Raw genomic sequence first — 25,220 nt, 5'->3', positions numbered from 1 at the left:
GCGCCCTCTGGCGCGCCGCCGAAATCAGCCTTATATATCTGAATGCGGTCTGCGCCTCTCGACAGGAACCACAATCCCTGGGGCCATACTCGATCCAAAGGGAGCTGTCCCTGACCAGGCTCGTGGGCCTGGACACACGGTGCCCACCTACGTTTGTAGGCGCCCAGGATCGTAAACATCCATCGGTTGCGTGGATCGCGCTTTCCCTTTCTCCGCCCGCTTTGCCCGCGTGCACTTTTCGTGCGCTTCGCGCAGCAGACCTGATCGTTCATCCTGCGACGATCTTCTTTCAACCGATCCAGTATCGACAAGGCCCGGTCTATTGCCTCCGCCGTTCGCTGCCGCCGTGCGCCGGGTCTCATGCTTCGCGTCATGATCCAAATGTGACAGAGACTTCTCTTGCTTGCTGTATTGCGAGTGCTAGTTTCCGCAGTCATATCGATTTAATTTTCCAGGAGACTTGAGATGCAGCTTGGCATGGTGGGTTTGGGCCGCATGGGCAACTACATGGTCCAGCGATTGATGCGCGATGGCCATGAATGTGTCGTCTACGACGCCAAGCCGGAGAGCGTTGCCGATCTCGTCGGTAAGGGAGCCGTCGGTAGCGCCTCTCTCGAGGAGTTCGTCTCGAAGCTGTCGCGCCCGCGCGCGGTCTGGCTGATGCTGCCGGCGGCGATCACGGACAAGGTCATCGCCCAACTTCTGCCGTTGCTGCACGACGACGACATCATCATCGATGGCGGCAATTCCTATTATCACGACGATATCCGGCGTGGTGCCGAGCTCATCACCAAGGGCATCCACTATGTCGACGTCGGCACCAGCGGTGGCGTCTTTGGCCTCGAACGCGGCTATTGCCTGATGATCGGCGGCGAGAAGGGTATCGTCCAGTCGCTGTCGCCGATCTTTGCGTCTCTGGCGCCAGGGCAAGGAAGCACCGCCCCTTCCGAGGGTCGCAGCGCGCGTCCGGAAAGCACGGCGGAACAAGGTTACCTTCATTGCGGTCCGCACGGCGCCGGTCACTTCGTCAAGATGGTGCACAACGGCATCGAGTATGGCCTGATGGCCGCCTATGCCGAGGGGCTGAACATCCTGAAGCATGCGAACATCGGTGCGGCGACGCATGAGGTCGACGCGGAAACCGCGCCATTGGCTCATCCCGAACACTATCGTTACGACTTCAATCTGCCAGATGTTGCAGAGGTCTGGCGCCGCGGCAGCGTCATTACGTCGTGGCTGCTCGATCTGACGGCCGATGCTCTGCATGCCGATCCCGTCCTCACCGAGTTTGCGGGTCGCGTTTCCGATTCAGGGGAGGGCCGCTGGACGATCATGGCTGCGATCGATGAAAGTGTGCCGACGCCGGTCCTGAGTGCGGCGCTTCACGGCCGCTTCTCGTCGCGTGACAATGACGAGTTCGCCAACAAGGTGCTCTCGGCGATGCGCGCCGGCTTCGGCGGGCACGTTGAGAAGCCGAAGGGGTAGGCTGATATCCTTTGCTTTTTAAAGGCCCGCACAGGACTATCTGTGCGGGCTTTTCTTTTATACAGCGCGATATATTGTCGAGAGATCGCATCGGGGGGCAAGGAATGATGGGTCTTGCAATTGGCGCACGTGGCATATTGCAGCTGCTGACACCGATATCATTCGTCCTTGCTGTCGCTGGGGCTGCTATCGCCCAGACTGCGAACCCGCCTTCGGCTCCTCCCTCGACCACCGCTGCGCAACCACCTGCAGAAGTGCGGCAGATGCTCGAACTAATGCAGACGCCGCAGGTGAAAGAGTGGATGGCGACGCAGATGAAAGCCGCGCCGACAGCCACACAGGCCGAGACCGCAGAAGTGTCGGCATTGTCGGAGCTCGTCGGCCACGCGCGCCGTCATGTCGAGATGGTCTCCGACGCGGCGATGGCGATTCCCGACGAGGTGGCGTCCGCTTCCGATATCGTCGAGCATGAGGTCGCGCCGAGCGGTTGGGTGCTGATAACGACCGAAGTCGTTGTGTTGTTTCTGGCCGGAGCGCTGGTCGAGTTGCTGTTTCGCATAGTCGTGCCGAAACCGAAGATTCGGCAGAGCGACGACGAGGTCATGACGGTCGCCCACCATGCAACGGCAAATCTCTTCTATCGCATAGTGCCGGCTGTCGTGTTCGCCGTGGCCACGCTGGTGCCGCTGCTGGCCTTCAACTGGCCGCCGATCACGCGGTCCATGGCGATCGCGATTGCGATCGCGCTGATCGTCGCCCGCTTCGCCCTCGCGTTGGGACGGCTGCTGGTTGCACTTGTCACCCTGCCACGGGCGGATGGCGAGCGTCAGATCTCGCGCGCGAAAGCCTTGTTCTGGTTCCGCCGCTGCGCCCTCTTCGTCATCTATTTCGCCTTCGGCTGGGCGGCGATCCAGGTCATGATCCCGCTCGGCTTTTCCGATGGCGCCCGCTATTTCGTCGCCTATATCCTTGGCCTTGGATTGTTCGTTATCGCCGTCGAGGCTGTCTGGTCCCGTCCGGTGGAGGAAGGGGAGCATCGTAGCCTCACCCTGTCCTGGGGGCTGACGTTCTACTTCGGATTGCTCTGGGTTCTCTGGGTCACGGGGTTCAACCTTTTGCTGTGGATCGGTATCTACACGGTGCTGCTGCCGCGGGCGCTTGCCGTTGCCACGCTGGCGGTTCGCTCCCTGCACCGGGCGGAGGCCGGGCTACTTGCCCAACGCAGGATCGCCACCGTGCTGCTCGATCGCGGCGTTCGGGCCCTCATCATCACCGCCGCAGCATTCTGGTTCGGCCGCATGCTTGGCCTTGCCGCGGATCGAATGGCAGCAGGGGAGACGATGGTCGATCGCATTGCCCGCGGTGCGATCGGGGGGATCGTCATTCTGCTTGCTGCGGACCTGCTCTGGCACCTGGCGCGTGCCTACATCAACGGCAAGCTGGACGAAGCTCGTGTCGATGGCGCCGCCACGGACGAGGAGAAGGCAAGGCGCGCGCGTTTGCAGACCTTGTTGCCGATCTTTCGCAACATTCTTGCCGTCATCATCGCCGTCATCGCGGTTCTGATGGTGTTGTCCGGTCTCGGCGTCCAGATCGCTCCTCTGATCGCAGGTGCCGGCGTTGTTGGCGTCGCCGTCGGTTTTGGCGCGCAAACCATCGTCAAGGATGTCATCAGCGGCATGTTCTATCTTTGGGACGATGCCTTCCGGGTCGGGGAATACATCGAGAGCGGCAGCCACAAGGGCGTAGTCGAGGCCTTCAGCCTACGTTCCGTCAAGCTGAGGCATCATAGGGGACCGCTGACGACGGTGCCGTTCGGTGAACTCGGGGCGGTCAAGAACCTCAACCGCGACTGGACGATCGACAAGATCACCTTGAACGTGACCTATGACACCGATCTGGTGAAGGCGAAGAAGGTGATCAAGCAGATCGGACAGCAGTTGTTGGACAATCCCGACTATAGCCCGCACATCATCGAGACGCTGAAGATGAAAGGCGTGGAGCAGTTTGGCGAGTTCGCGATTGTTATCCGCCTTGCAATGATGACAAAACCGGGCGAGCAGTTCGTCATCCGGCGCAATGCGCTGGCCATGATCCGCAACGCCTTCAAGGAGAACGGCATCGAGTTTGCTGTGCCGACGGTGCAGGTCTCCAGCGAAGGGCATGAGGCCGACGCGCGCGCGGCCGCCGCACGCCATCTTTCGCAACGGCCAAGTTCGGAGGAGCCTGCGGTGTGACGTTCGACCTCCTTGCTGTCGGACCGAGCTGACCTTGCGCAAGTCTCTTATCGCCGCCCGAGCCCCGTCAACGTTACGAAATTGCAATGTGCGCGGGGGCGCCCTGCGCCAAATTTGCCCCAATTGGAGATGAAGCAGGCAACAGCGGCGGGTCAGGGTCGGACAGGCATTCATAGAGCTTACGGGCCGCCCATGTTACGTGGTTCGAAGATGATTCCCGCTGAACCGGGATATAGCGACGGTACGAGATGGCGGGGCACGGCAATTTGGAAGAAATCGAAGACGCCGACGAATCTTCGATGCGTGGATTGTTCAGGCGCTACCGCGCGCTCCTGACGGCATTGGCGACGCTTGCGCTCTTCTGTCTCGTCGGCTTTGCGATTGTTCAGCTGACGAACGAAGTGCGCTACGACGACGTAGTTCAGGCACTGGCCGATACGAAGGTCAGCTCGATCGTGCTTGCGCTCGTCTTTACGGGCCTGAGCTTCCTCGCCCTTGTCTTCTATGACGTGAACGCCATCGAATATGTCGGCCGCAAGCTGCCGTTTCCGCAGGTGGCGCTAACCGGCTTCAGCGCCTATGCGGTAGGCAACACCGCAGGTTTCGGGGCACTGAGCGGCGGTGCAATCCGCTACCGCGCCTATTCGCGCCTCGGCTTGACGCCTGAGGAGATCGGGCGCGTCATTGCCTTCGTAACGCTGTCATTCGGGCTCGGACTTGCAGGGGTCGCGGCAATCGCGCTGCTGATCATTGCCGATGAGATTGCGCCTCTGATCAATGTCGGTAGCCTTACCCTGCGGCTGTTGGCCGGTGCAGTCATCGCCGGCCTTGGCGTCATCATGTTCATGGGGCGCGACGGGCGCGCGATCCACCTTGGTCCGGTCGAGATCCGGCTGCCGGACTCACGCACCTGGTCGCGGCAGTTCCTGGTCACCGCCTTCGACATCGCCGCCTCGGCGACTGTCCTTTATGTCTTGCTGCCACAGGCGGCGATAAGCTGGCCGGTGTTCCTGGCGGTCTATGCGATCGCCGTTGGCCTGGGTGTCTTGAGCCACGTCCCAGCCGGTCTCGGCGTGTTCGAGACCGTTATCATCGCCTCGCTTGGCAGTGCTGTGAACATCGACGCGGTGCTCGGCTCGCTGGTGCTCTATCGCCTGATCTACCATGTTCTGCCGCTGCTGATCGCCGTGCTTGCGGTGTCGGCGACCGAGCTTCGCCGGTTTGCAGATCACCCGGTTGCGTCAGGCATCCGCAGGATCGGCATCCGGTTGATGCCGCAGTTGCTCTCGACGCTGTCGCTGCTCCTCGGCGTTATGCTGGTCTTCTCGAGCGTGACGCCAACGCCGGACCAGAATCTCGAATTCCTTGCGAACTACCTGCCGCTGCCAATCGTCGAAGGCGCGCATTTCCTGTCGAGCCTGCTCGGACTGGCGCTGGTTGTTGCCGCACGGGGCCTCGGCCAGAAGCTCGACGGTGCCTGGTGGGTGTCGATCCTGTCGGCTGCTGCGGCGCTGACGCTGTCTCTCCTGAAGGCGATTGCGCTGGTTGAGGCATGTTTCCTCGGCTTCCTGATCTTTGGCCTCTTCGTCAGCCGCCGTCTGTTCCGCAGACATGCGTCTCTTCTCAACCAGACGCTGACGGCCTCGTGGCTGATGGCCATCGCCGTCATCTGCGTCGGTGCGATCGTGATCCTGCTCTTCGTCTACCGCGACGTCGAGTACAGCAGCGAGCTCTGGTGGCAGTTCGAATTCGCCGGCGAAGCGCCGCGAGGTTTGCGCGCCGTACTCGGCATCTCCATCATTTCCTCGGCGATTGCGATCTTCAGCCTGCTTCGTCCGGTGGCGGTCAAGCCGGAGCCTGCGTCAACGGACGCCTTGCAGCGGGCGGTCGATATCGTCGAGAAACAGCGTTATGCCGACGCCAATCTGGTGCGCATGGGCGACAAGAGCATCATGTTCTCCGAGAAAGGCGATGCCTTCATCATGTACGGAAGGCAGGGACGCTCATGGATCGCTCTCTTCGATCCGATCGGTGAGCGCAGCGCCATTCCGGAGCTGGTCTGGCGTTTCGTGGAGTCTGCACGCGCCGCCGGATGCCGCGCGGTCTTCTACCAGATCTCGCCGGCGCTTCTTTCCCATTGTGCCGATGCGGGGCTGCGCGCATTCAAACTGGGTGAGCTTGCTGTTGCCGATTTGAAAACGTTCGAGATGAAGGGCGGCAAGTGGGCAAACCTGCGGCAAACGGCGAGCCGTGCGCAACGTGACGGCCTTGAATTCGAGGTTATCGCGCCTGAAAATGTTCCGGCGGCGATGGATGAGCTTGCGGCGGTTTCGAATGCCTGGCTCGAGGATCACAATGCCAAGGAGAAGGGCTTCTCGCTGGGTGCGTTCGATCCTGACTATATTGTTGCCCAGCCGGTTGGCATCTTGAAGCGTGAAGGCAAGATTGTCGCTTTCGCCAATATCCTGATAACGGTGGCGAAGGACGAGGGGACCATCGACTTGATGCGCTTCTCGCCGGATGCGCCGAAGGGGTCGATGGACTTTCTCTTCGTCCAAATCATGGAATACCTGCGCGACCAAGGGTTTTCGCATTTCAATCTCGGTATGGCGCCGCTCTCGGGCATGTCGAAGCGCGAGATGGCGCCGGTATGGGATCGTATCGGCAGCACCGTCTTCGAGCACGGCGAGCGATTTTATAACTTCAAAGGCCTCAGGGCTTTCAAATCAAAGTTTCATCCGCAATGGCATCCGCGGTATCTTGCGGTTTCGGGTGGAGGCAATCCGATGATCGCTCTGATGGACGCAACATTCCTGATCGGCGGCGGATTGAGAGGGGTAGTGAGGAAATGATGAAAAGGCACCTTCTTGCAGCCGTCTGCGCCCTGTCACTGTTCGTTCCGGCGGCAATGGCGGCGACCGAGACGACGCAGAGCTTCGAAACCGGGCTTATTCCTTCACCACACATCTTCCTTCCCGACGGTGACGTAAAGGGGGCCGTCGTGCTGATATCGGATGGCGCCGGCTGGGGCGACAACGAGAAGGCGGAGGCCGACCGGCTTGTCGAACAAGGGGCCGTCGTCATCGGCATCGACTTCGCGTCCTATATGGATGCGCTCAGAAACTACGACGTCAGCCAGAATGACGGCTGCATCTACATGGTGTCCGATATCGAATCGCTGAGCCAGCAGGTCCAGCGCGCGGCGGGCAACAGCGCATACCATCTACCGATCGTTGCCGGCGTCGGCGAGGGCGGCGCGCTGGCACTGGCGATTGCTGCACAGACCCCGGATGCGACCATCGGCCAGACGCTGGCGATCGATCCGGTTGCCGGCATCCCGCTTACCAAGGAGCTCTGCACGCCGGCGAAGAAGCAGACGGTTAGCGATCGCATGATCTATGGGCTCAGCGATACATCGCTGCCGGACCCGATCATCGCGTCGTTCACGGCCTCAGCAAACAAGGACGGGCGCGCCCATGTCGAGGAGCTCAAGAAGCAGCATTCCGACATCGAGATCCGCGACTCTGGGGACAATGCACAGACGACGCTCGGCGACACGCTCTCGGACCTGATCGACGCCTCCGGCAGTGCCGACAATCCGCTCGGCCTGCCGCTCACCATTCTGGATACCAAGCCGGCCTTCGACACGATGGCGGTCATCTTTTCCGGTGACGGCGGCTGGCGCGACATCGACAAGGAGGTTGGTGCCTCGCTTCAGAAGCAGGGCATCCCTGTGGTCGGCGTCGACTCGCTTCATTACTTCTGGTCGGAACGGGAGCCGCAGCAAACGGCGGACGATCTCGGCAAGATTATCGAGCTTTATCGAAAGCAGTGGAAGGTGAAGCACGTTCTGCTCATCGGCTATTCCTTCGGCGCCGACGTCGTGCCTGCCGCCTACTCGCGACTGAAGCCAGCCGCCAAGGCAGCTGTCGCGCAGATGTCGCTGCTGTCCCTCTCGCACGAGGTGGATTACCAGATCTCAGTCATGGGCTGGCTCGGCCAGAAGACGGAAGGTGCCGGTGGCGACCCGGTTGATGACCTGAAGAAGCTCGATCCGAAGATCGTCCAGTGCATCTACGGAAAGGACGATGACGACGAGGTGGCTTGCCCTGACCTCAAGGACAGCGGTGTCGATGTGATCGCTCTTGCCGGCGACCACCACTTCGATGAGAACTATGAGCTCTTGACGAAGACAATCATCGACGGGCTGAAGGCGCGACTGCAGGACTAGAGCGCGTCGCGTCGTTTAAGTTCTAGCGCATCAAGTCGTCTTCACTCCAGCCGAGGGCGGCGATATCGCCGCCGCGGAATCGACCATCGTCTGCGACGATGAATTCGTCGAGCTGTGGCGGGGGCACGCTCGTTCCCGCCAACATCGCGTGAACCTGACCGCGGTGATGTGTCTGATGCTGGAACAGATGGTTCAAAACGTCTTCCATCCGCTCGCGCTGGATGCGTTCGGTGCGATGGATCTCGGTCACCGACGCCAGCTTTTCCGGGGTCGCCGCTTCGCAGAATGCGACCAGCCGGCGATCGACTTTGGCCTGTTCGGTCGCAAGTGTTGCGATATCGTCGAACGGTTCCTCGATGTCCCAGGCGGACGGCCCCAATGTGCCGCCTTCCAGCGCATCAACGTAAAACCAATCGACCGTCAGAATGTGGTTGAGCGTTGCCTTGATCGACGGAAAGAAACTTACGCGAACAGCCTCGAACTCCCCGGGCATCAACCGGCCGCAAGCGCCATGCAGCCGGTGGTTCGCAAGCGCATTGTTGTAGGCGAGCTTGCGGGCGGTCCTGCACGGGTCGAACGTCGGCATCAGATAACTCCCATTCTTGACGGCGCCACCCGAATAGCTTCGCAGGCCTCAGTCGTCTTCCTGGAACAAGCGAAACTGCGCGGCCTCGAGATCCTTGGGAGGCTGCATGCCGAGATGCTTCCAGGCCGTCGCGGTCAGGACGCGGCCGCGCGGAGTACGCTGGATGAAACCCTGCTGTATCATATAGGGCTCGATGATGTCCTCGATCGCATCGCGCGGCTCGGAAAGGCCTGCGGCGATGGTTTCGATACCGACGGGGCCGCCGCCGAAATTGACCGCGATCATGTTGAGATAACGCTTGTCGAGCTGATCGAGGCCCATGTTGTCGACGAGGAGCCGTGTCAGCGCCTCGTCGGCGATCTCGCGGGTGACAGCCTCGGCCTTGGCCACTTCAGCAAAATCGCGCACCCGGCGCAGCAGGCGACCGGCAATGCGTGGCGTGCCGCGGGCTCGCCGCGCGATTTCTCGCGCGCCCTCGTCGGTCATGGGAAGGTTCATCAGGCGTGCGCCTCGACGAACGATCAGCTCCAGTTCCTCGACGGTGTAGAAGCTCAGACGGACGGGAATGCCAAAGCGGTCACGCAGCGGCGTGGTCAGCAGGCCAAGGCGCGTCGTCGCGGCAACGAGGGTGAACTTCGACAGGTCGATCTTGACCGAGCGCGCGGCGGGGCCCTCGCCGATGATAAGGTCGAGCTGAAAATCCTCCATTGCGGGATAGAGGATTTCTTCGACAGCCGGGTTGAGCCGGTGGATTTCGTCGATGAAGAGCACGTCGCGCTCTTCGAGATTGGTCAGGAGGGCGGCAAGATCGCCCGCCTTGGCGATGACCGGGCCGGAGGTCGAGCGGAAATTGACGCCAAGTTCCTTCGCCATGATCTGCGCAAGCGTCGTCTTGCCGAGCCCGGGTGGGCCGACGAAAAGCACGTGGTCGAGTGCTTCGCCACGGTTCTTCGCAGCCTCGATGAAGACCTTCAGGTTGGCGCGCGCCTCCGCCTGGCCGGTGAATTCGTCAAGCGATTGCGGCCGCAGCGTCACATCCAGGTCTTCGCCTCGCTTTTCCGAGGATATCAGGCGCGCTGCTTCACTCATGCTGGCATTTCCCAATCTTCAAACGCTCGCGACCAATACACCAAGCGGGCGGCTTTGGCACCCGCCCCGGGCAGATGATCAGCGAGCCAATTCCTTCAACCCAAGCCGGATCAGCTTGGCGCTATCGGCGCCTTCACCGGCGGTCTTCATTGCTGCCGCAACGGCATTGGCAGCCTGATCACGCGAATAGCCGAGATTTGTCAGCGCCGATACCGCATCGGCAACCGGAGCCGCGGCAACACCTTCGCCGAGCTCCTGTTTGAGGCCGATGGTGCCGGACGCTTCTCCCGCGAAGGCCGGCGCTTTGTTCTTGAGTTCGGTGACGATGCGCACAGCAACCTTGGGGCCGACACCTTGGGCACGCGAGACGGCGGTGCGATCCTGCAGCGCGATGGCGGTCGCAAGTTCGCTCGGCGGCAGTGTGGAAAGCACGGCGAGAGCCACCTTCGCGCCGACGCCCTGAACGCTTTGCAGGAGGTTGAACCACTCCCGCTCCAGGGCAGTCATGAAGCCGAAGAGCTTCAGCTGGTCTTCACGAACGTAGGTTTCGATGAAAAGCACGCAGGCCTCGCCAACAGAGCCGAGCCGAGACAGGGTGCGCGCCGAGCAGAAGGCGACGTAGCAGATGCCGTGGACGTCGACGAGCACATAATCCTCGCCGATTTCATCGATGGTGCCTTTGAGCTTGCCGATCATAAATGGAAGTCCGTCAGGAATGGGTTTCAGGGGAGATGATGTCGAGCGAGGGGAAGTAGGTGCGATAGCGCGCGGCATCGCGTGTCAGCAGGCGGCGCGGCCTGAGCCGCAGGATCATCTCGGACGACCATTCCTTGAAACGTGCCTCCGGACCGAACACGTCGATGAAGACGTTCGTGTCAACGAGGACCGAGGTCATCGCGCGGTCCCCTAAGCCATTCGATATACTCGTCCGCAGTCATGCCGCCGGTGTCGAACGTCCCCGAAACGCTCTTCAGCCAAGTTTCGACGTCGTCCTCGGATACTGATCTGCCATCGGCGACGACAACCAGCCTAGCCCCCTTGTCGTCGGCAATGAAATCCACTTCCGATCCAGGGCCGACATTCAATCGGTCCCGGATGTCCTTCGGGATAGTCACTTGGCCTTTTTCAGTCACGCGCAATGGTAATACCTCTCCGGTATGACTTATCATGCGATGAGAACAAGTCAAGAACAGGCTATCCTGCAAGCGCTGCCTGCCGGATGCGACTGCTGCCGCGGTTGTGGGCGTGGCAGATGGCGATCGCGAGCGCGTCGGCGGCGTCGTCGCCCTTGAACTCGACCTTCGGCATCAGGATCTTCAGCATCATGTGGATCTGTTTCTTCTCGCCGTGGCCAACGCCGATCACGGCCTTCTTGACGGCGTTTGGAGCGTATTCTGCGACCGGCAATCCGGCACGGGCAGGGACCAGCATGGCAATGCCGCGCGCCTGGCCGAGCTTCAGTGTCGCCACGGCATCCTTGTTGACGAAGGTTTGTTCGACGGCAGCCTCATCCGGCTTGTAGCTATGCACGACTTCCGCCAGGCCGTCGTGCAGTTGGCAAAGGCGCGAGGCCAGGTCCATGTCGCCGTCCGAGGTGACAGTCCCGGAAGCGACGAAGCGCAGGGAGTTGCCGAGCGTGTCGATAATTCCCCAACCGGTGCGGCGCAGGCCCGGATCAACGCCGATGATGCGAATCGTATGTTGCATGCTTCACCCTATTGCACTCGTGAAATAACTGCCATCGATAAGTGAACAAAACAAAAACATTCCTTGTTTTTCAGGGCGGCTGTTTACGGCAATTTAAGCTCCGTAGCCGAGTTTTGATCCATAAAATGTCAGAGGAGCTCCCTTCCTGAGAGGGCAAGGCTCCCGTGTTCTGTTTTCAGGTCAGTCGGCAGGGCGTTTCCGCGTCCTGCCGGTAAGGGCCGTTCCGGAAGGGTTCATCGTTCATGGTTCAGAGATTTCAATCCCTGTCCTTCAAGGTCATCGCCACCTTCATTCTGCTGACCGCACTGTCGATCGCGGTCATCAACGTCCTCGCTTACTTCGCCAGCAGCCGCATTTCCGGCGAACAGGCGCTCAAGGCAAAGGAAAGCGTCCTGATCTTCCGCGGCGACATGCTGCAGGATCAGCTTGAGCAGCTGGAAAACCAGGCGAACTCGATTGCGCGCATCGAAGCGCTGCAGATGTCGATCACAAGCCTGAAGAGCGGCTGGAAGACCATCGAGAAGACTTCGGGCGATGCCCGGGCCGAATTGAAAAAGGTGTTCATCACCAACAATCCGAACCCGGCCGACCAGCGCGAGAAGCTGATGAAGCCGGAGGCGCCGAGCGGCTTCTACTATTCCAACCATGAGACGACGCAAGGCGAGGTGGCCCGTGACCTCGAGAACACCGCCTTCAGCGACCTTTTGATTACCGATCTCGATGGCAACGTTCTCTACTCCTACAGGAAGAACGACGATTTCGCTGAAAACCTGAAGACCGACGCATGGAAGTCGACCGGCGCCGGTCTGGCCTTCGCCAAGGCGATCGAGAACACGGCCAAGGCGACAGACGATTCCGCGCCGACGGGCTTTTCCGGTCTTCGCGTCGACGCGGCGAGTGGCAAGGCGGCAATCTTCTACGCCGTGCCGATCGTCAAGCTTGGTGCCGCGAAGGGTGTAATGCTCTTTAAGGTGCGTGAGGACATCATCACCAGCATCCTCGCCAAGGGCATTGTCGCCGGCAGCACAGCGCAGGCGGCGATCATCTCGGATGGCGGCTCGGCTATCGGCGTGAACGCCGCCGGCCAGCTCGTCACGCTCGATACCGCGCCTTTCACATTCGCGAAGGACGCGCTTTCGGCGAAAGGTATGACGGTCGACGACTTCGATCGTGCCGATGGCTTGGCGCGGGCCTATGTCCGCGGCATCGACTACCAGGGTTCCCGCTTCCTCGTCGTGGAAAGCGTGCGGCTCAGCGAACTCAACGCCGGCTCCCTCGAAATCGCAACGCTGCTGACGATGATTGCTTTCGGTGTTCTCGTCGTCATGGCCGTGGCGACCGCGGTGATCACCAAGCGGCTCTTCTCGCCGCTTGCCCGCCTTGCCGGCGTCACCCGCGATGTCGCCGACGGCAACCTCGCCGTCGAGATCGGCAGCCAGAACCGCGGCGACGAGATCGGCACGATGGCGAAGGCACTGGCAAGGTTCAAGCAGTCGCTGGTTGAAAGCCGCGAACTGGAAGCCGCCAGCAACGAAACCCGGGCTCGCGCGGAGCGGGATCGCCAGCAGCACATGGCCGAGCGCGAGACGGAAGCAAGGACATTACAGGAGGTCGTTCAAGCGATCGACCAGGGCCTGCATCACCTTGCCAATGGCGATCTTGCCTATCAGATCGAGACCCGCTTCCCGAACGAGCTCGAAAGCCTGCGCATCAATTTCAACGAAGCGCTGGCTGCCCTCAGCGAAACGATGACGGCGATCGGCGGCAACTCCATGGCTGTGCGCTCGGGTTCCGAGGAAATGCGCACCGGCGCCGATGAACTGGCGGGCCGCACCGAGCGTCAGGCCGCCTCGATCACCGAGACTGCCAATGCCATCGATGCGATCACCCAGTCGGTCCGCGTTCAGATCGAGCGTGCCGAACAGGCAGAGCGCATCGCCCGCGACGCCAAGCGGGAGACGACCGGCTCCAGCCAGATCATGCGCGAGACGATTGCCGCGATGGAGGCGATCCAGGCCTCGTCGCGCCAGATCAACTCGATCATCGCCGTCATCGAGGCGATTGCTTTCCAGACCAACCTATTGGCCCTCAATGCCGGCGTCGAGGCAGCGCGTGCCGGCGAATCCGGCAAGGGCTTTGCTGTCGTTGCCATGGAAGTGCGCGAACTGGCGCAGCGTTCGTCGAGCGCTGCCAAGGAAATCGCGAGCCTGCTGCAGAAGTCCACGCGCGAGGTGGAAATGGGTGTCTCTCTCGTCGAGCGTGCCGGCGACGCGCTGATGGGGATCGGCAGCCACGTCGAGGCGATCAACGGCCAGATCAGCGAGATCATGGAAACGACGCGCGAAGAGGCGGACACGCTGCGGCAGATCAACACGGCAGTGTCCGAGCTGGATGCGATGACGCAGCAGAACGCTGCAATGGTCGAGGAGACCACTGCAGCGATCCACCGGCTCGCAACCGAAGCGGTGGAGATGGACCGACAGCTGGCGAACTTCACGCTGACCCAGGGGCATCAGAGTGCTGAGGTGCACGTCCTGAGACGTCGGGCTTGACGCGATCGGGAGATGAATGAGGGGGCCGGGAGAGCGGCCCTTTTTCTTTTTCAGCTCGTTTGGAATGGGCGCGTCGCACACCTACATAGACCTGTCCTTCCAACTATCGACAGGCATCGCCATGGTTCCCTTCTCCATCCTCGATCTCTCTCCTGTTCCAGAAGGCGGGACGATCCGCCAGTCGCTCGAGGGCTCGGCGCGCATGGCGCAGAAGGCCGAAGAGTTCGGGTACAACCGCTTTTGGCTTGCGGAACATCATGGCATGCCGGGCATCGCCAGTGCGGCGACGGCCGTCGTGATCAGCCATGTCGGCGCGGCGACGAAGCGCATCCGTATCGGCTCCGGTGGTATCATGCTGCCGAACCATTCGCCGCTGGTCATTGCAGAGCAATTCGGAACGCTTGAGGCGCTGTTTCCGGGCCGAGTCGATCTCGGCCTTGGACGTGCGCCCGGCACCGATATGCGCACCACACAGGCTCTGCGACGCAATCTCGACGCCGGGGCGCAGAGCTTTCCGAACGACGTCGTCGAATTGCAGCAGTTGCTCGGCGCGCCGATTGAGAACCAGGCGATCCTCGCTGTTCCAGGCATGAATTCCAACGTGCCGATCTGGCTGCTGGGCTCCAGTCTCTATAGTGCGCAACTCGCCGCGATGCTGGGGTTGCCCTATGCGTTCGCCTCGCATTTCGCACCGGACTCGCTGCTTGATGCCATCGACATCTATCGCAGTCGCTTCAAGCCATCTGCCGTGCTTGACAAGCCCTATGTCATGGTCGGTGTCATGGGTTCTGTCGCCGCGACGGACGAGGAGGCGCAGTATCATTTCACCTCCGCCCAGCAGCAGTTTGTCAATCTGCGCCGCAACGTCCGCGGCCAGTTTCCGCGTCCTGTCGAGGATATGGAGAGCTTCTGGTCGCCGATGGAGAAACTGACGGTGGAGCACACCTTGCGCTATGCCGTCGTCGGTTCGCAGACGACGGCGGAGGCAAAGCTCACCGATTTCCTGGCCGAGACGGAAGCGGACGAAGTCATCATCTCCATGCCGATCCACGATATCGAGGCGAGATTGAAGTCGGTCGAGCTGTTTGCCGGGCTCAGAAACTTCCTCCGCGCTGCGGCCTAATGTCGCGCATCGCGGGCGGTTCAGGCCCCACAGCCATTTGTGCGAATTGACTTAACGCAGCCGGACCATAGCTTTGCTTGATCACACATGTCGTTTGCACGGCGTTGTGGCGATAAAAATATGATGGACGGCGCACGCCGCAAATCGCGCGCGGTCGGTTTCGAGCAACCTTTGGAGGATGAGGCTTGCGATGCGTTACCGTGGTCTTGCTGTATTGATTTCACTGATCTGTCTTCCCACCTCGGCTGCCATCGCCCAAGAAGGCGATGCGGCGGCCGGGGAAACGATATTTAAGAAGTGCGCGGTCTGTCACATTGCCGACAGCGACAAGAACAAGGTCGGACCGTCGTTGAACCACGTGTTCGGTCGAACTGCCGGGACGCATCCAAACTTTGCCTATTCACCGGCGATGAAGGCCGCGGGCACAGCCGGGTTGGTCTGGGATGAGGCGACGCTACGCGATTATCTTCACGACCCAAAGTTGAAGGTTAAGGGAACGAAGATGGTATTCGTCGGCCTGAAGGATGATGGCGAGATTACCAATCTGATTGCCTATCTCAAGCAATTCTCGAAATGAAATCAGCTTATTGCGGCCTCGCCGACTGATTTGGAGGCCTCACTCGTGGCATTGCCGTGATGCATCGTTTATGAGATAGTCGTAACGTAAGTGCCGACGGATTGCGGGTAATTTCCGCATGCGGTGGCTTGGGAGGAACGCATGGTTGTCGTTCTCGTTCTCGTTCTGATCGTCATCGGGTCGGTGGCATTCCATCTGTTCAGCCCGTGGTGGTGGACTCCGATCGCCTCGAACTGGAACTATATCGACAATACCATCATCATCACGTTCTGGATCACCGGCATCGTCTTCGTGGCGGTGATCTCGTTCATGGCCTATTGCATCTATCGCTTCCGTCATCGGCCCGGCCACAAGGCGGCCTACGAGCCGGAGAACAAGCGCCTCGAATGGTGGCTTGCGGGCAGCACGGCCCTTGGTGTGGGGGCGATGCTGGCACCTGGCCTCGTCGTCTGGAACCAGTTCGTGACGGTTCCGCCGGACGCTGGCGAAATCGAAGTCGTCGGCCAGCAATGGCTTTGGAATTTCCGGCTGCCGGGCGCCGACGGCAAGCTCGGGAGAGCAGACAATCGGGCGGTTTCAGCAGACAATCCACTTGGCGTGATCAGGAACGATCCAGCAGGGCTCGACGATATCATCATTTCAGGGGGCGAACTGCATCTGCTGCTCGGCAAGCCGATCCGCGTTCACCTACGCTCGGTCGATGTGCTGCATGATTTCTATGTTCCAGAGTTCCGGGCAAAGATGGACATGATCCCCGGTTCGGTCACCTATTTCTGGTTCACGCCGACGCGCACGGGCACATTCGAAGTGCTGTGCGCCGAGCTCTGCGGCGTCGGACATCCACAGATGCGAGGGACGGTCGTTGTCGACGAGGCGGACGCCTATCAGGCGTGGCTTGCGCAGCAACAGACGTTCTCGCAGCTGATGGCAGCGGTTGAACCGGCCAAATAGGCCGGCGTTACGGCCAAGGCAGCGGCCGTGACGGGAGGAGGAAGGAAGGCATGCGATGGTTGATATTCCAACCAGTGCCGGCGACGTTATCCCGCCTGCCGAGGTGGCGGATGTCGAGCTCTATCATCCGAAGAGCTGGTGGACGAAGTACGTCTTCAGCCAGGATGCCAAGGTCATTGCCATCCAATATTCCATGACGGCGTTCGCGATCGGCTTCGTGGCGCTGGTCCTGTCGTGGCTGATGCGCCTGCAGCTCGGCTTCCCCGGCTATTTCTCCTTTATCGACGCGGATCATTATTACCAGTTCATCACCATGCACGGGATGATCATGGTGATCTATCTGCTGACCGCGCTCTTCCTCGGCGGCTTCGGCAACTACCTCATCCCCTTGATGGTCGGCGCTCGCGACATGGTGTTCCCCTATGCGAACATGCTGAGCTATTGGCTCTACCTGCTCGCCGTCATCGTGCTTGTCGCGGGCTTTTTTGCGCCCGGCGGTCCGACAGGCGCCGGCTGGACGCTCTACCCGCCGCAGGCATTGACCTCCGGTACGCCGGGTGGGCGCGACTGGGGCATCATCCTGATGCTGTCTTCGCTGATCATCTTCATCATCGGCTTCACGATGGGCGGACTGAACTATGTCGTCACCGTGCTGCAGGGGCGGGCGCGCGGCATGACGCTGATGCGGATGCCATTGACCGTCTGGGGTATTTTCACCGCCACCGTCATGGCATTGCTCGCGTTCCCGGCACTTTTCGTCGCTGCAGTCATGATGCTGTTCGACAGGCTGCTCGGCACCAGCTTCTTCATGCCTGCCATCGTCGAAATGGGGGAACAGCTGAAATCCGAGGGCGGCAGCCCGATCCTCTTCCAGCACCTCTTCTGGTTCTTCGGCCATCCGGAAGTCTATATCGTCGCGCTTCCGGCTTTCGGCATCGTCTCCGATCTGATCAGCACGCATGCCCGCAAGAATATCTTCGGCTACCGCATGATGGTGTGGGCGATCGTGATCATCGGGGCCCTGAGTTTCGTCGTCTGGGCGCATCACATGTACGTCAGCGGCATGAACCCGAACTTCGGGTTCTTCTTCGCCACGACGACGCTGATCATAGCCGTGCCGACCGCGATCAAGGTCTATAACTGGGTGCTGACGCTGTGGCGGGGTGATATCCATCTGACCTTGCCGATGCTGTTTGCCATCGGCTTCATCGTAACCTTCGTCAATGGCGGCTTGACTGGGCTCTTTCTGGGCAATGTCGTGGTCGATGTGCCGCTGTCCGATACGATGTTCGTGGTTGCGCATTTCCACATGGTGATGGGTGTGGCTCCCATCATGGTGATCTTCGGCGCAATCTATCACTGGTACCCGAAGGTTACGGGGCGGATGCTCGACGAGGTTCTCGGGCGGATCCATTTCTGGGTTACTTTCATCGGTGCCTACGCGATCTTCTTCCCGATGCACTACGTGGGTCTTGTGGGCGTGCCGCGCCGCTATTTCGAGCTTGGCGACACGGTCTTCATTCCGCCCTCTGTGCATACGCTGAACATGTTCATTTCCGTCGCCGCGCTTGTTGTCGGCGCGGCTCAGCTGGTGTTCCTGTTCAATCTCGTCTGGAGCCTGTTTCGAGGTCGCGACGCCGGAGGCAACCCGTGGCGGGCGACGACCCTCGAATGGCAGACGCCACAGACGCCGCCCGCCCATGGCAATTGGGGTAAGGACCCTCCGATCGTCTATCGCTGGGCCTACGACTACAGTGTCCCGGGGGCGGCCGAAGACTTCATACCCCAGAACCAGCCGCCAACGGCCGGATTGTCGAGGGAGCCGGCATGAGCGTCGTTCTCGTCTTCCTCGCGGGAATAGCCGCGATCGTCATCTGGTGGATGTCGGGGCAAAGGTTGATGTCGAAGCCATGGATGGAGGTCGGCACGCTCGACGATATCCAAGGACCGGCGAAGCCGCCCGTCCCCGCCGCCAAGATCGGCCTCGGCATTTTCCTCGCGGTTGTCGGCGCCCTCTTCTCCCTGTTGGCCAGCGCTTATCTTTCGCGAATGAGTGGTGCCGATTGGTGGGCGATCCCCGTGCCTCGGCTTCTCTGGGCGAATACGGCGGTACTGATCGCCAGCTGTGCAGCCCTGCAATGGGCTGTGGCCGAAGCGCGCCGCGGCGCCGATGAGGGCATGCGACTGGGGCTCGATGTGGCGCTCGTCACTGCTTTCCTGTTTCTCGCCGGGCAAATCGTGGCCTGGCTGCAGCTCGTTGCGGCGGGTTATGTGCTGGCCGATAACCCGGCAAACAGCTTCTTCTACATGCTGACGGGGCTGCACGGCCTCCACATTGTCGGTGGGCTGGCAGTGCTTGCGCGAACACGGGTGAGACTGCTCACCGACAGCACCGCTCCATCCGCCAGGCTGCGCCTCGGCATCGAACTCTGCGCCACCTACTGGCACTTCATGCTTGTGGTGTGGCTCCTTCTCTTCGCGCTCTTCACCGGCTGGGCGAACGACTTCGTCGACCTCTGCCGCCAACTCGTTTCCTAAGGGGTGGACAATGGCCGAACTGACCCGAATGGATACCGAAGATGTAGTCCTCCCGCACGCCAGCGGGCTGCGTGGCGTTGCGGCCGACTTTGCCTCGGACCAGCGGGCGTTCAAGAATGTCTCCTGGGGCAAGGCCATGATGTGGATCTTCCTCCTCAGCGACACCTTCATCTTCGGCTGTTTCCTGCTGGCCTATATGACCGCCCGGATGTCGACGCCGGTTGCCTGGCCCAATCCAAGCGAGGTCTTTGCGCTCAGTATCGGCGGGCAGGAGATCCCGCTGATCCTGATCGCGATCATGACCTTCGTTCTGATCAGCAGCAGCGGCACGATGGCCATGGCCGTTAATTTCGGTTATCGCCGTGAGCGTGGGAAAACGGCTGCCTTGATGCTTCTGACCGCATTTCTTGGCGCCACATTCGTCGGAATGCAGGCCTTCGAATGGACGAAGCTCATCACCGAAGGTGTGCGCCCCTGGGAAAACCCGTGGGGCGCGGCACAGTTCGGATCATCCTTCTTCATGATCACCGGCTTTCACGGCACGCACGTGACCTTCGGCGTGATCTTCCTGCTGATTACCGCGCGCAAGGTATGGCGCGGGGACTTCGATACGGGCAGGCGCGGCTTCTTCACAAGCCGCAAGGGCAATTATGAGGTCGTCGAGATCATGGGCCTCTACTGGCACTTCGTCGACCTCGTCTGGGTCTTCATCTTCGCGTTCTTCTATCTGTGGTGAGGTCGCATTATGGCACAGGCACAAGCGCATTCCGGTCAACAGCATCCGATCCGGCTTTACCTCGTCGTCTGGGGATTGCTCTTCGTCCTCAGCACCTTTTCCTATCTCGTCGATTATCTCGGCATTCAGGGCTATCTGCGCTGGACGCTCATCATCGTCTTCATGATGCTGAAGGCAGGGCTGATCGTTGCCATCTTCATGCACATGGCATGGGAGCGGCTGGCGCTCGTCTATGCGATATTGTTGCCGCCGATGCTCGTTCTGGTCTTCGTGGCGATGATGGCGTCCGAGTCACACTACACGATCTTCACCCGGCTTGCCTTCCTCGGCGGCGCCGGTTCCTGACCGGTGCCCCTGGAACAGGCCTGCCGCATTTTCCTGTCGATAAGGTGAGAGACGCCGGCTTGGCGAGATCGCTCTTATGTTCACTTGCAAGCTCGTTAATCATTACTCTTTCTTTTCCGGCCTTGAGGACGAAAGCACATGCGTGAAGCTGTTGAACACAGCAGGAGGCAGGGCATTTAGACGACGGCTGGCATACTCTTATGCGCGGGTTGGGTACCGCATTTCCGTGTGTTCGTCTGGGGCTGCCTCTGTCTAGGGTCGGGCGTGGATGTTATCCGCCACATAGCTACGACGAGGGTTCCCCACCGGAGCCCTGCCTCCAACTTTGTCCAACAGCAGATGATTTCTAATTTGGATTATGCTTCTCTCTTCAAGCTGAGCATCGGCATTAGCCTCTTGCTGTAGGAGCGACCTCCTGCCCAATCGCCCACAGGAATGCGGCCATTTCTCTGGCAATGGCGGTGACTGCGATGACTTTCGGCTTGCCTGCCGCCACCAGCCTTCGATAGCGCGCGCAAAGTCGCACTTGCCCTTTCCAGGCAATCTCTCGAACAGCCCTTGGCAGGTCCTCCAGGCGCGCCTGGATCGTCGGGCTTACACGGGCCGGGAAGCGATATGTCCAGGCCCCTTCTATGAGGACTCGACGCGCCCGTATGTTGCCCGCCTTGGTGATCCCACCACGCTTGACCCGTTCGCCCGTTGAGCTTTCCGACGGCACAAGACCCAGATACGCCATTAACTGACGAGGATTATCAAAACGCCTGACATCGCCGATCTCGACCACAAAGGTGACCGCGGTCATGAACGCGACGCCACGCATCGCTTGGTAGGCGGCCACAACCGGGGCCATCGACCAGGATGCCGCGGTCTCCACCACCAGCTGGGTCAGCCTGTCCAGACGCACGCCGGCATCCTCGATGGCCTGGCAATATTCTGCCAACAGGATTTGGTGGGCGGGATGATCGAAGGCCTGGCATGTCAGCCATCGGACATGGGCGCGCGTCCATGGCGTGCGGCCGGTATAGAGCCGGCCGTGCCGCAGGAGAAAGGACTGGAGTTGCTGACGTGCCTGCTTCAACGCGTCGTTGGTCGCTTCGCGAGCCCGCACCAGGTCGCGGATCGCCTCATGAGCTTCGTCCGGAACCCAGACCGCGGTCAGCTCGCCCGCCCGGTGCAGGCGCGCCAGGCTCATGGCATCCCGCCGGTTGGTCTTCACCCGGTCGCCAGCACGCTTGGGCACCAGCGATGGCGCCACGACCATGCAGTCATGCCCCAGTTCGACAATCTGCCGGTAGAGACCATACCCCGTGGGACCCGCCTCATAGCAAAAGTGAAGCTTGGCTGCGCGCTTGGAAAGCTTGTTGACCATCGATGCCACCGATGACGGCTCCGACGAGATGTCGCCTAAAAACCGTACCTCGCCGTTGCGTGCTCCGTCGGCAATCGCCACCGAAATCTTCAACTTCGACGTATCCAAGCCGATGAAAATTACGCTATCGTCTTTCATGGTTCGCCCTCGCTAAGCTTGGGGCTCGGCTCCGGCCAATCCGGAGCAACCCCCGAATTCAGCTTACCGCGGGGGCGGGCCACCTTCACCCCGCGAACATACGGTCTAGGGCGGTTGCGTCGATGGACGGGATCTGGGCGCCAGCAACGCCACCCCGCGTAAGACACCGGGGGGCGGCGTTGATCCAGCTTCCTTAGTTGCCCACGGCGGCGATTGCGCGCTGCAGATCGTCGCGTTCCTCACAGCCGCCTGGGCAGAGCCGGGCCAGCTCAGTAAGCTGTTCGCGGGCATGCGCCATGTCGCCGGTCTCGACATAGAGCTCGCCGAGATACTCACGGGCCGCGCGGTGGTCCGGCTGAAGCTCCAGCGCCTTGGTGTAATAGGTAAGCGACGTCCGGTAGTCGCCGGTCTTTCTGAGCGTAAATCCCATCAGATTGTAGATATCTGCCTGGGGACTGCCTTCCGCCAGCCCGCGCAGCTCGGCAAGCGCCCCGGCATAGTTTTTCACGGCGATCTTCGCGCGCACGCCCGTCAGATCCGGCGCCTCCGTCGTCTCCATATTGTCGACCGCGTGCGCGGGTAGGGCGGCGGCAATCGGTGCCACGACAGCGATGGCAAGGCCAAGAAGGATATGCTTCATCATGATGTCAGCTCCTTGCGTTTTCAGGCTTGCAGCGTGGGTGTGAAGACATAGGCGTTGCCATCCTTCACGAAGGTCCCGGAACCCGGGAATGGGAAATGCGAACCGCAGATTTTGATGTTGTCGGCGATCACGCGGTCGATGAGCTTGCAGCGGCTTGCGACAGCCATCGGCCCGTCCTGGTCGTAAGTGCCCTGCCATTCGGGATGGGGCGCGAGCAGCGCCGGCACGTACATCGTATCGGCTGACACCATCAGTTGTTCGTTGCCGCCGTCGACCAGGAACACGGAATGGCCCGGCGTGTGGCCGGGTGCTGCAATCAGGCGGATACCAGGCGCGACCTCCGCGCCGTCCTGCACCTGCCGCCAGTTCTTCCAGGTCGGGAAGACTTGGGCGATGCGCTTGCCCGCGTCCTTGCGCGCCGGCGCCAGCTTGTCGGCGCGGCCGGGCTCGGTCCACCAGTTGTATTCGTCGGCATTGACGATCAGCTCCGCATCCCGGAAGACCGGTGCGTTCGTGCCCTTCTCCATCAGGCCCCAGACGTGATCCGGATGGAAATGGGAGATGATGACCGTGCCGATCTTGCGGTAGTCGATGCCGGCTGCTGCCATATTGGCCGGCAGATGCGTGGCGTTCGCCTGCCATTGACCGATGCCGGAGCCCGCATCCATCATGATCAGCCGGTCGCCCGTCTTGAGCACGACGACGGTGAGCGGGATGGGCATGAACTCCGTGGTGAGGCCCGCTTTCAAGAGCGCTTCCTTTGTGTCCTCGATCGAGGCGTTCTTGATGAAGGCCGGGTCGTGGGGCTTGCGCCAGATGCCGTCATAAATGGCGGTAACTTCCACGTTTCCGACCTTGTAGCGGTAGAAGCCGACGACCGGCTCGAGCGACGTCTCGGCAAGCGCCGGAGCCATGAATTCCAGTTTCGACGACAGGCCGAAAGCCGCAGCGGCGGCAGCCGTTCCGAGAACGGTGCGGCGTGACATGACCAACATTGCGATCACTCCTTTAATCGTGCGGCAGGCAAAATCCGCCGCTGGCGAACAAGAGCGGCGACGCCCGGCACTTATTCCCTGTAGGGCGAAAGATTCCTGCAACCGATTGAAAAAGAAGAGATAATTCCTGCCCGCTCGGAAACGTGCCGTCAGAACGATGCCGCCACCCGCCGACCCGACGCGGCGCTCTAAAACAAATCGATGCACGGCGGAATAAACAGCGGCCAAGGACGATCAAGGAGACAACGCGACATTGCGCACGCTCCCGGCAGAGGCGTAGGATCCGAGCGGGGGAACCGAGGAGAAGGAATGACAGGCATCCGCAGCCTTTCGCCCGTTTTCTTCGACGTCCGGCCATGGATATTGGCCGTGCGCGGACGGTTCTTTCGCGCCGTTGCCACGGGTGCCGGGCGAAACCCCGCCCGGGACCGGACGGCGGCCAAGTCGGGCGGAACGTCGGGAAACATCCTTCTCATGGCACGGCCGGAGCAGCCGCCAGCCGTCTGCAGCCGCGCGTCGGCTGAGACTGCCCGTCGCTTCCATGAAACGATCGTCCCGTATCTCGACGCCGCCTATAATTTCGCATGTTTTCTCAGCCGCGACGGCGAAGCCGCGGAAGACATCGTGCAGGAGGCGTTTCTGCGCGCCTATCGGCATTTCGACGGCTATCGCGGCGGCGATCCCCGCGCCTGGCTCTTCAGTATCGTCAGGAATTGCTATCGCGCCTGGTGGCACGACTACCGCCGCAAGGCGCATTTCGAGCAGCCGCTGCCGGAGGATACGGCCGGTGAAGGCGACCCGCCGGCTTCGCGCGACATCGCGTCCGACGAAGACACGCCGGAAATGGCGATGATCCACAAGAGCGATGCCGAGCGCGTCCGCGCTGTCATCCACGGCCTTCCCGCCGCAATGCGTGAAATCTTAGTCCTGCGCGAGCTGGAGGACCTCTCTTACCGCCAGATCGCCGACATCATCGATGCGCCGATCGGCACCGTCATGTCGCGTCTTGCCCGCGCACGCGACGAATTCGGCAAGGCCTGGCGCCTGATCGATCCCAACGAGGCGACGCCATGACCGCGGCAAACCAGACCCATCGCCCCGAATGGCCCGCCATGCTGCATGGCTTCATCGACGGAGAGCTCGATTCAGCGCACGCGGCGCAAGTCGAGGCACACCTCGCTACCTGCTCCGATTGCGCTGGCGAGGTCGAACGCCTGCGCGCCGTGCGCCACGCGATCGGCCGCGACGGCGTCCGCTGGCAGGCTCCCGACGCACTCAGGGCGCGCATACTGGCGATGGTCGGGCGCGAGAGCGCGGCCGCCATGCCCCAGCCTCCGGCGCGGCGGTACCTCCTTGGCTTCATTCAGCGCTGGAGCCTGGTGCCCTCGCTTGCCGCGCTGGCGGCAAGCGCCTTTCTCTTCTTGAACATGCCGCCTCAGGATTTTTCGATCCAGGACCAGCTGCTGGCAAGCCACGTGCGGTCGCTGCTGGCCGACCACCTGACCGACGTCGAAACCTCCGACCAGCATACGGTCAAGCCCTGGTTCAACGGCAAGCTCGACTTCTCACCGCCGGTGGTCGATCTGGCGGCAGAGGGTTTTGCGCTGGCAGGCGGCCGCGTCGACTATATCGGCGGCCGCGTCGTCGCAGCCTTGATCTACCGGCGGCACGGACACGTCATCAACGTCTTCGTCTGGCCCGGCCCGCCCGCCGCTCGCACGACGGCACTTCGCGACGGCTACAATATCGAGGAGTGGTCGGCCGGCGGGCTGCTGTTCTCGGCCGTGTCAGACGTCAACACCACCGATTTGACCGCCTTCCGCGACAGTTTTACCCGCGCGGCGGGCATCTGAGGACAAGAAAAAACCCGGCGCGAGAGGGCGGCCGGGCTTCTTGGGAATCTGCAGATTGCTGAAGA

22 protein-coding genes, 1 other RNA gene and 1 pseudogene are annotated in these 25,220 nt (G+C 61.2%); 15 read left to right on the top strand and 9 right to left on the bottom strand.

Annotated elements, in window-relative coordinates; genetic code table 11:
• The first annotated feature begins 43 nt into the window (after nucleotides 1–43).
• From ssrS to ACSQ9D_RS15050, 5 genes are all read left to right on the top strand, one after another.
• Nucleotides 44–201: non-coding RNA, 6S RNA (gene ssrS, locus ACSQ9D_RS15070), on the top strand.
• A gap of 264 nt (nucleotides 202–465) precedes the next feature.
• The gene (gene gnd, locus ACSQ9D_RS15065; RefSeq protein ID WP_436282883.1) at nucleotides 466–1,485 is read left to right on the top strand and encodes a phosphogluconate dehydrogenase (NAD(+)-dependent, decarboxylating); all 1,020 of its coding nucleotides are present in this window, start codon (nucleotides 466–468) and stop codon (nucleotides 1,483–1,485) included.
• Nucleotides 1,486–1,592: 107 nt separating this feature from the next.
• Nucleotides 1,593–3,722 (top strand): mechanosensitive ion channel family protein, encoded by a 2,130-nt coding sequence (locus tag ACSQ9D_RS15060; RefSeq protein WP_436283842.1) that lies wholly within the window; start codon nucleotides 1,593–1,595, stop codon nucleotides 3,720–3,722.
• 248 nt (nucleotides 3,723–3,970) lie between these two features.
• On the top strand, nucleotides 3,971–6,574 hold the full coding sequence (gene mprF, locus ACSQ9D_RS15055) for a bifunctional lysylphosphatidylglycerol flippase/synthetase MprF (RefSeq protein ID WP_436282882.1): 2,604 nt from the start codon (nucleotides 3,971–3,973) through the stop codon (nucleotides 6,572–6,574).
• Nucleotides 6,571–7,953, top strand: a complete 1,383-nt coding sequence (locus ACSQ9D_RS15050; protein WP_436282881.1) for a virulence factor family protein — start codon at nucleotides 6,571–6,573, stop codon at nucleotides 7,951–7,953. The genes mprF and ACSQ9D_RS15050 overlap by 4 nt, the downstream gene beginning before the upstream one ends.
• 22 nt (nucleotides 7,954–7,975) lie before the next feature.
• Here the strand turns inward: ACSQ9D_RS15050 and ACSQ9D_RS15045 are convergent, their stop codons facing one another.
• The 6 genes and pseudogenes from ACSQ9D_RS15045 to ruvC all read right to left on the bottom strand — a co-directional run bounded on the left by ACSQ9D_RS15045 (nucleotide 7,976) and on the right by ruvC (nucleotide 11,335).
• Complete coding sequence (locus ACSQ9D_RS15045; RefSeq protein ID WP_436282880.1) at nucleotides 7,976–8,539, bottom strand: DinB family protein; 564 nt, start codon at nucleotides 8,537–8,539, stop codon at nucleotides 7,976–7,978.
• Nucleotides 8,540–8,587: 48 nt separating this feature from the next.
• Nucleotides 8,588–9,628, bottom strand: coding sequence for a Holliday junction branch migration DNA helicase RuvB (ruvB, locus tag ACSQ9D_RS15040; protein ID WP_007802580.1), 1,041 nt, complete (start codon nucleotides 9,626–9,628; stop codon nucleotides 8,588–8,590).
• Between the two features lie 78 nt (nucleotides 9,629–9,706).
• Nucleotides 9,707–10,324, bottom strand: a complete 618-nt coding sequence (gene ruvA, locus ACSQ9D_RS15035) for a Holliday junction branch migration protein RuvA (protein ID WP_436282879.1) — start codon at nucleotides 10,322–10,324, stop codon at nucleotides 9,707–9,709.
• Nucleotides 10,325–10,337: 13 nt separating this feature from the next.
• Nucleotides 10,338–10,418 (bottom strand): annotated as a pseudogene (locus ACSQ9D_RS15030) (DNA-binding protein); the annotation flags it as partial.
• 85 nt (nucleotides 10,419–10,503) lie between these two features.
• Nucleotides 10,504–10,767, bottom strand: a complete 264-nt coding sequence (locus ACSQ9D_RS15025) for an AbrB/MazE/SpoVT family DNA-binding domain-containing protein (protein ID WP_436282878.1) — start codon at nucleotides 10,765–10,767, stop codon at nucleotides 10,504–10,506.
• Between the two features lie 55 nt (nucleotides 10,768–10,822).
• Complete coding sequence (ruvC, locus tag ACSQ9D_RS15020; RefSeq protein ID WP_037126768.1) at nucleotides 10,823–11,335, bottom strand: crossover junction endodeoxyribonuclease RuvC; 513 nt, start codon at nucleotides 11,333–11,335, stop codon at nucleotides 10,823–10,825.
• A 242-nt stretch (nucleotides 11,336–11,577) separates the two neighbouring features.
• On the opposite strand from ruvC, the gene ACSQ9D_RS15015 reads away from it, so the two are divergent.
• From ACSQ9D_RS15015 to ACSQ9D_RS14980, 8 genes are all read left to right on the top strand, one after another.
• Nucleotides 11,578–13,887 (top strand): methyl-accepting chemotaxis protein, encoded by a 2,310-nt coding sequence (locus ACSQ9D_RS15015; protein WP_436282877.1) that lies wholly within the window; start codon nucleotides 11,578–11,580, stop codon nucleotides 13,885–13,887.
• Nucleotides 13,888–14,008: 121 nt separating this feature from the next.
• Entirely contained in the window at nucleotides 14,009–15,010 is a 1,002-nt protein-coding gene (locus ACSQ9D_RS15010; protein WP_436283841.1) for an LLM class flavin-dependent oxidoreductase, read from the top strand.
• Between the two features lie 190 nt (nucleotides 15,011–15,200).
• Nucleotides 15,201–15,587: a c-type cytochrome gene (locus tag ACSQ9D_RS15005; protein WP_436282876.1), complete on the top strand. Its 387-nt coding sequence runs from the start codon at nucleotides 15,201–15,203 to the stop codon at nucleotides 15,585–15,587.
• 141 nt (nucleotides 15,588–15,728) lie between these two features.
• Entirely contained in the window at nucleotides 15,729–16,538 is an 810-nt protein-coding gene (locus ACSQ9D_RS15000; RefSeq protein WP_436282875.1) for a cytochrome c oxidase subunit II, read from the top strand.
• A 55-nt stretch (nucleotides 16,539–16,593) separates the two neighbouring features.
• On the top strand, nucleotides 16,594–18,369 hold the full coding sequence (gene ctaD / locus ACSQ9D_RS14995; RefSeq protein ID WP_436282874.1) for a cytochrome c oxidase subunit I: 1,776 nt from the start codon (nucleotides 16,594–16,596) through the stop codon (nucleotides 18,367–18,369).
• Nucleotides 18,366–19,076 (top strand): cytochrome c oxidase subunit 3, encoded by a 711-nt coding sequence (locus tag ACSQ9D_RS14990; RefSeq protein ID WP_436282873.1) that lies wholly within the window; start codon nucleotides 18,366–18,368, stop codon nucleotides 19,074–19,076. The genes ctaD and ACSQ9D_RS14990 overlap by 4 nt, the downstream gene beginning before the upstream one ends.
• Nucleotides 19,077–19,086: 10 nt before the next feature.
• Complete coding sequence (locus tag ACSQ9D_RS14985) at nucleotides 19,087–19,812, top strand: heme-copper oxidase subunit III family protein (protein WP_436282872.1); 726 nt, start codon at nucleotides 19,087–19,089, stop codon at nucleotides 19,810–19,812.
• A 9-nt stretch (nucleotides 19,813–19,821) separates the two neighbouring features.
• Entirely contained in the window at nucleotides 19,822–20,157 is a 336-nt protein-coding gene (locus tag ACSQ9D_RS14980; protein WP_436282871.1) for a cytochrome C oxidase subunit IV family protein, read from the top strand.
• Between the two features lie 388 nt (nucleotides 20,158–20,545).
• Here ACSQ9D_RS14980 and ACSQ9D_RS14975 read toward each other — a convergent pair whose 3' ends face one another.
• The 3 genes from ACSQ9D_RS14975 to ACSQ9D_RS14965 all read right to left on the bottom strand — a co-directional run bounded on the left by ACSQ9D_RS14975 (nucleotide 20,546) and on the right by ACSQ9D_RS14965 (nucleotide 23,302).
• Nucleotides 20,546–21,664, bottom strand: a complete 1,119-nt coding sequence (locus ACSQ9D_RS14975) for an IS110 family transposase (RefSeq protein WP_436280915.1) — start codon at nucleotides 21,662–21,664, stop codon at nucleotides 20,546–20,548.
• Nucleotides 21,665–21,857: 193 nt separating this feature from the next.
• Nucleotides 21,858–22,307, bottom strand: coding sequence for a tetratricopeptide repeat protein (locus ACSQ9D_RS14970; protein WP_436282870.1), 450 nt, complete (start codon nucleotides 22,305–22,307; stop codon nucleotides 21,858–21,860).
• A gap of 20 nt (nucleotides 22,308–22,327) precedes the next feature.
• Nucleotides 22,328–23,302, bottom strand: a complete 975-nt coding sequence (locus tag ACSQ9D_RS14965; protein ID WP_436282869.1) for an MBL fold metallo-hydrolase — start codon at nucleotides 23,300–23,302, stop codon at nucleotides 22,328–22,330.
• Nucleotides 23,303–23,776: 474 nt separating this feature from the next.
• On the opposite strand from ACSQ9D_RS14965, the gene ACSQ9D_RS14960 reads away from it, so the two are divergent.
• Nucleotides 23,777–24,376 (top strand): sigma-70 family RNA polymerase sigma factor, encoded by a 600-nt coding sequence (locus ACSQ9D_RS14960; RefSeq protein ID WP_436283840.1) that lies wholly within the window; start codon nucleotides 23,777–23,779, stop codon nucleotides 24,374–24,376.
• The gene (locus tag ACSQ9D_RS14955; RefSeq protein ID WP_436282868.1) at nucleotides 24,373–25,155 is read left to right on the top strand and encodes an anti-sigma factor family protein; all 783 of its coding nucleotides are present in this window, start codon (nucleotides 24,373–24,375) and stop codon (nucleotides 25,153–25,155) included. Before ACSQ9D_RS14960 ends, ACSQ9D_RS14955 begins: the two co-directional genes overlap by 4 nt.
• Nucleotides 25,156–25,220: the final 65 nt, after the last annotated feature.

It is taken from the genome of Rhizobium sp. LjRoot258, from assembly GCF_964254185.1.
Lineage (GTDB): Bacteria > Pseudomonadota > Alphaproteobacteria > Rhizobiales > Rhizobiaceae > Rhizobium.
The sequence above is the reverse complement of the archived record's forward strand: the minus strand, read 5'-3'. Positions and strand labels throughout refer to the sequence as shown.

Coding starts and splice junctions, on each gene's coding strand:
- gnd (WP_436282883.1), top strand. CDS start 466: ATGCAGCTTGGCATGGTGGGTTTGGGCCGCATGGGCAACTACATGGTC.
- ACSQ9D_RS15060 (WP_436283842.1), top strand. CDS start 1,593: ATGGGTCTTGCAATTGGCGCACGTGGCATATTGCAGCTGCTGACACCG.
- mprF (WP_436282882.1), top strand. CDS start 3,971: ATGGCGGGGCACGGCAATTTGGAAGAAATCGAAGACGCCGACGAATCT.
- ACSQ9D_RS15050 (WP_436282881.1), top strand. CDS start 6,571: ATGATGAAAAGGCACCTTCTTGCAGCCGTCTGCGCCCTGTCACTGTTC.
- ACSQ9D_RS15045 (WP_436282880.1), bottom strand. CDS start 8,539: ATGCCGACGTTCGACCCGTGCAGGACCGCCCGCAAGCTCGCCTACAAC.
- ruvB (WP_007802580.1), bottom strand. CDS start 9,628: ATGAGTGAAGCAGCGCGCCTGATATCCTCGGAAAAGCGAGGCGAAGAC.
- ruvA (WP_436282879.1), bottom strand. CDS start 10,324: ATGATCGGCAAGCTCAAAGGCACCATCGATGAAATCGGCGAGGATTAT.
- ruvC (WP_037126768.1), bottom strand. CDS start 11,335: ATGCAACATACGATTCGCATCATCGGCGTTGATCCGGGCCTGCGCCGC.
- ACSQ9D_RS15015 (WP_436282877.1), top strand. CDS start 11,578: ATGGTTCAGAGATTTCAATCCCTGTCCTTCAAGGTCATCGCCACCTTC.
- ACSQ9D_RS15010 (WP_436283841.1), top strand. CDS start 14,009: ATGGTTCCCTTCTCCATCCTCGATCTCTCTCCTGTTCCAGAAGGCGGG.
- ACSQ9D_RS15005 (WP_436282876.1), top strand. CDS start 15,201: ATGCGTTACCGTGGTCTTGCTGTATTGATTTCACTGATCTGTCTTCCC.
- ACSQ9D_RS15000 (WP_436282875.1), top strand. CDS start 15,729: ATGGTTGTCGTTCTCGTTCTCGTTCTGATCGTCATCGGGTCGGTGGCA.
- ctaD (WP_436282874.1), top strand. CDS start 16,594: ATGGTTGATATTCCAACCAGTGCCGGCGACGTTATCCCGCCTGCCGAG.
- ACSQ9D_RS14990 (WP_436282873.1), top strand. CDS start 18,366: ATGAGCGTCGTTCTCGTCTTCCTCGCGGGAATAGCCGCGATCGTCATC.
- ACSQ9D_RS14985 (WP_436282872.1), top strand. CDS start 19,087: ATGGCCGAACTGACCCGAATGGATACCGAAGATGTAGTCCTCCCGCAC.
- ACSQ9D_RS14980 (WP_436282871.1), top strand. CDS start 19,822: ATGGCACAGGCACAAGCGCATTCCGGTCAACAGCATCCGATCCGGCTT.
- ACSQ9D_RS14975 (WP_436280915.1), bottom strand. CDS start 21,664: ATGAAAGACGATAGCGTAATTTTCATCGGCTTGGATACGTCGAAGTTG.
- ACSQ9D_RS14970 (WP_436282870.1), bottom strand. CDS start 22,307: ATGATGAAGCATATCCTTCTTGGCCTTGCCATCGCTGTCGTGGCACCG.
- ACSQ9D_RS14965 (WP_436282869.1), bottom strand. CDS start 23,302: ATGTTGGTCATGTCACGCCGCACCGTTCTCGGAACGGCTGCCGCCGCT.
- ACSQ9D_RS14960 (WP_436283840.1), top strand. CDS start 23,777: ATGGCACGGCCGGAGCAGCCGCCAGCCGTCTGCAGCCGCGCGTCGGCT.
- ACSQ9D_RS14955 (WP_436282868.1), top strand. CDS start 24,373: ATGACCGCGGCAAACCAGACCCATCGCCCCGAATGGCCCGCCATGCTG.